This is a genomic window from Luedemannella flava (assembly GCF_039528515.1).
GTDB lineage: Bacteria > Actinomycetota > Actinomycetes > Mycobacteriales > Micromonosporaceae > Luedemannella > Luedemannella flava.
Map to the genome: position 1 here is coordinate 1 of NZ_BAAALT010000362.1, position 4308 is coordinate 4308.

The window sequence follows — 4308 nt, forward strand, 5'->3', positions numbered from 1 at the left end:
CACCTCGGCGGGCGCGGGCCGGGAGGCGGGGAAGCCGGCGGGGGCCGCCGTACGCCCGGCCAGCGCGCGCGGGACGAGCACGGCCGGCGGCAGCTGGACCTCGGCGATGGTGCCCCGCTCGGGGGCCCGGCGCAGCTCGACGCGGACGCCGTGGCGGTTGGCCAGGCGGGCGACCACGACGAGGCCCATCATGCGGGAGACCGTGACGTCCACCGTGGGCGGCGAGGCGAGGCGCTCGTTGAGTTCCGAGTACTGCTCGGAGCTCATGCCGATACCGCGGTCCTCGACCGACAGCACCGCGCGGTCGCCCATGCGGCGCGCCTCGATGAGCACGGCGGTGTCCGGCGGCGAGTACGCCGTCGCGTTGTCGAACAGCTCCGCGACGAGGTGCACGAGGTCGTTGACGGAGTGCGCGGCGATCTCGACGTCCTGGTCGACGACGCCGAACTCGATGCGGGTGTAGTGCTCGACCTCGGACTGGGCGGCGCGCAGGACGTCGATGAGGGCGGCGGGCTCGCGCTGGATACGCGTGGAGTCGGCACCGGCGAGCACCAGCAGGTTCTCGTCGTTACGCCGCATCCGGGTGGCCAGGTGGTCGAGCTGGAACAGCTCGGAGAGACGGTCCGGGTCCTGCTCGCCGCGCTCGAGCCGGTCGAGGTGACCGATGAGCCGGTCGACCAGGATCTGCGAACGGCGGGCCAGGTTGACGAACATCGTCGCGACGGAGGCACGCAGGGCGGCCTGCTCGGCGGCGGTGCGGACGGCCTCCAGGTGGACGGCGTTGAACGCCTCGGTCACCTGCCCGAACTCGTCCTTGCTGCGTACGGGTAGTGGATCAGCGATCTGGGCCGCGATCTGTTGCGGCTGCAACTGGCCGGACAGGGCCGGGTCGCGCAGCCGGGCGACGGCCTGCGGCAGACCGTACTGCGCGACGGCGAGGGCGCCCTGGCGCAGGTCGCGCAGCGAGCGGGCCATCGAGCGGGCCACGAGCCAGGCGAACAGCACGCCGAGCAGCAGGGTGGCGAGCAGGACGCCGGTCTCGACGAGCACCTGACGCTGCGCGTCGTCGCCGAGGTCGGTCGCGTACTGGCTGGCCTGGCGGTTGAGGTCGATCTCGACGTCGTTCATGAGGGCGCTGCGGCCCACCATGGCCTCGTCCCACTTGTCCGCGGGCACCTTGTCGGCCGGGATGACCGTGCCGGGCAGCGAGTCGATGATGCCCTCGTAGCGGCGGCTCTCGCGGAACTGCGGCCCGTTGAGGGTCACGTCGTAGCGCTGCTGCTGGGCGGCGTTGGACACCGAGCGGAACGTCACGAGCGCCTGCTCGAAGCCGGCGCGCGCGATGATGTACTCCTTGCGCACGGTGGCCGGGTATTCGCCCGCCAGCAGCGCGCGGAGCACGATGACGCGCTCCTGGGACAGGTACTCCTTCGCGGAGGCGATGGCCGAGGCGGCGCGCATCCGGTCGATCAGGGCCGGGTCGCCGGAGAGCTGGGCCGACGTCTCGCGCACGCGCAGCAGGTCACCGATGAGGTTCTGGTACTTGTAGTTGACCGTGTACTGCGGGGCGCCGCTACGGTCCGCGACCATCTGGCGGAGCGCGGCCAGCTCGCCGAGCTGGGTCTCGATCCGGTCGAGCAGGACGGCGATGTTCTCCGGCGGGTCGGCGAGCGTGCTGCGCTGGTAGCGGTAGTCCGAGGTGACCTGGTCGGTCTTGGCCTGGAGCTCGGTGTAGCTGCCCTTGAGGCTGTTGACCCGGCTGGCCGGCGCGCCGAGCAGCATGACGGCCGAGGCGCGCTCGTCCTGCAGTTCGTCGACGAGGCGGCCGGCGTCACCTGACAGCACGGCGAGCGTCTGCGCCCGGTCGGCCTCGTCGGCGTTGTTGACGTGGTCGAGCAGGCCCTGCACACCGACGACGATGGTCGCGAGGACCGGCACGATCATGATCAGACCGAGCTTGGTCCAGATCGGGCGGTCCCGGAGCCAGCCGATGGGGCCACGGAAGCGAGACGGGGCCGATACAGGCGCCTCCGGTCGTGTGCTCATCTCGCCACCTTCCCCAAGTCGCGGCGTTGCCGCCGTCCCAACGTTCCATGGCTTTTCGGCTGCCGCGACCGGCCAACCGGTCACGTCTGCCGGCCCGTTCGCCGGGCACCACGTAACGTCCGGCAGGATGCGGCCGGACCTCGAGATTCCACCACGCCGCGTGTCAAAGAGAAAGTCCAGGAGAGGGACCGACCCGAGACGTGATGGGACGGTCACGCTCTGTCAATCAGTAACGCGCGGGGAGCATCCACGATGGAGCCTAGAAATGCCCGAGTTATCCTTCTTGCCGGCCCCTCCGGGTCGGGCAAATCGTATATAGCTCGCAAGACGGGCCTGCCGGTGCTCGCCCTCGACGACTTCTACAAGGACGGCGACGATCCGACGCTGCCGATCAGCGACGGCGTCGTAGACTGGGACAATCCGGGCGCCTGGCACCACAACGCCGCCCTCGACGCTATCGCCACCATCTGTGCCGGTCGACCCTGCGAGGTGCCGATCTACGCGATCGGGGCCGACCGCCGCGTGGGTCACCGGCGCTTCGACCTGGGCAGGGTCACGCTGTTCGTGGCTGAGGGCATCTTCGCGGCCGACCTTGTCGCCGACTGCGACCGGCTGGGGCTGCTCGCCGGGGCGTACTCCCTGCGTCGGCCACGGACCGTGACCTACCTGCGGCGGCTGGCCCGCGACCTGAGCGAGAAGCGCAAGCCACCGGGCCTGCTGATCCACCGGGGGTACGCCCTGATGCGCGCCGAGCCGGGCATCCGCGACCGCCAGGAGGGACTCGGCGCCCGGCCCGCGTCCGGGCGCCGCATCCTGCGCGAGGTGGCCGCTATGACCCCAGCAGCTTCGCGTACGCCGGCTTGATCACCTCGTTGATGAGCACGAGCCGCTCGTCGAACGGGATGAACGAGCTCTTCATCGCGTTGATGGTGAACCACTGCAGGTCAGCCCAGCCCCAGCCGAACGCCTCCGACAGCAGCGCCATCTCGCGCGACATGCAGGTGCCGCTCATCAGCCGGTTGTCCGTGTTCACCGTGACGCGGAAGCGCAGGTCGCGCAGCACACCGATCGGGTGCGCCGCAATGGATGCCGCCGCCCCGGTCTGCACATTGGACGACGGGCACAGTTCCAGCGGGATCCGCTTGTCGCGCACGTACGCCGACAGCCGGCCGAGCTTCGGCGCGTCCGGAGAGGACAGATCGAGGTCGTCCACGATGCGTACGCCGTGGCCCAGCCGGTCGGCGCCGCACCACTGCAGCGCCTGCCAGATCGACGGCAGCCCGAACGCCTCGCCGGCGTGGATGGTGAAGTGGAAGTTCTCCCGCTGCAGGAACTCGAACGCGTCCAGGTGCCGGGTGGGCGGGAAGCCCGCCTCCGCGCCCGCGATGTCGAAGCCCACCACGCCCCGGTCCCGGTGCCGCACCGCCAGCTCGGCGATCTCCATCGACCGGGCGGCGTGCCGCATCGCGGTCAGCAGCGTGCCGACCCGGATCGGCCGGCCGGCCCGGCCCGCCTCCGCCGCGCCCTCCGCGAAGCCCGCGACCACGGCCTCGACCACCTCGTCCAGCCTGAGCCCGGCGTCCAGGTGCTGCTCCGGCGCGAACCGCACCTCCGCGTACACCACGCCGTCGGCCGCGAGGTCCAACGCGCACTCGCGGGCCACCCGGTGCAGCGCCGACCCCGTCTGCATGACGCTCACCGTGTGGTCGAACGTCTGCAGGTAGAGCTCCAGCGAGCCCGAGTCCGCCGCCGAGGCGAACCACGCGGCCAGACTTTCCTCGTCGCCCGCGGGCAACCGGTGCCCGACCTGGTCGGCCAGCTCAAGGACCGTGGCGGGCCGCAGGCCGCCGTCGAGGTGATCGTGGAGCAGCGCCTTGGGCGCGGTGCGGATCTCGTCTTCGCTGAGTGCGACCATGAACAGACCCTATGCCGGAAGGACCCATGCTCGCCCAGATCCTCCCCGACCTGCGGTGCCCGGTCTGCGCGGGCCCGCTCGCGGCGGCCGAGAAGGCGGTGCGCTGCGCGCGCGGACACTCGTTCGACGTGGCCCGCCAGGGGTACCTGAACCTGCTCGCCGGCCGCGCCCCGGGCGGCGACGACGCCTCCCAGCTCGCCGCCCGCGCCGACCTGCTCGACTCGGGCGCGTTCGACTTCCTCAGCGCCGCCCTGGCCGCGCACGCGCGCGACGGCGGGGCCGACGGCCTCGTCGTCGACGTCGGCGCCGGCACCGGCCACCACCTGGCGGCCGTCCTCGACGCGCTG

4 protein-coding genes are annotated in these 4308 nt (G+C 71.7%); 2 read left to right on the forward strand and 2 right to left on the reverse strand.

The annotated features are described in order from the left end of the window. Positions 1 to 2046: sensor histidine kinase (locus ABD211_RS33455; protein WP_344140592.1), on the reverse strand; the 2046-nt coding region annotated here is incomplete at its 3' end. Between the two features lie 339 nt (positions 2047 to 2385). On the opposite strand from ABD211_RS33455, the gene ABD211_RS33460 reads away from it, so the two are divergent. Beyond that, on the forward strand, positions 2386 to 2910 hold the full coding sequence (locus ABD211_RS33460) for an ATP-binding protein (RefSeq protein WP_344140594.1): 525 nt from the start codon (positions 2386 to 2388) through the stop codon (positions 2908 to 2910). On the opposite strand, the gene ABD211_RS33465 is transcribed toward ABD211_RS33460, so the two are convergent. Then, positions 2876 to 3961, reverse strand: a complete 1086-nt coding sequence (locus ABD211_RS33465; RefSeq protein ID WP_344140596.1) for an adenosine deaminase — start codon at positions 3959 to 3961, stop codon at positions 2876 to 2878. The two genes, ABD211_RS33460 and ABD211_RS33465, sit on opposite strands and share 35 nt — an antisense overlap. A gap of 26 nt (positions 3962 to 3987) precedes the next feature. Between ABD211_RS33465 and ABD211_RS33470 the strand changes: the two genes are divergently transcribed. Then, a partial coding sequence (locus ABD211_RS33470; protein WP_344140598.1) for a putative RNA methyltransferase occupies positions 3988 to 4308 on the forward strand: 321 nt, incomplete at its 3' end.

Excerpts from the sequence above, each read along its gene's own strand:
- ABD211_RS33465 (WP_344140596.1), bottom strand. The coding sequence starts at position 3,961 with ATGGTCGCACTCAGCGAAGACGAGATCCGCACCGCGCCCAAGGCGCTG.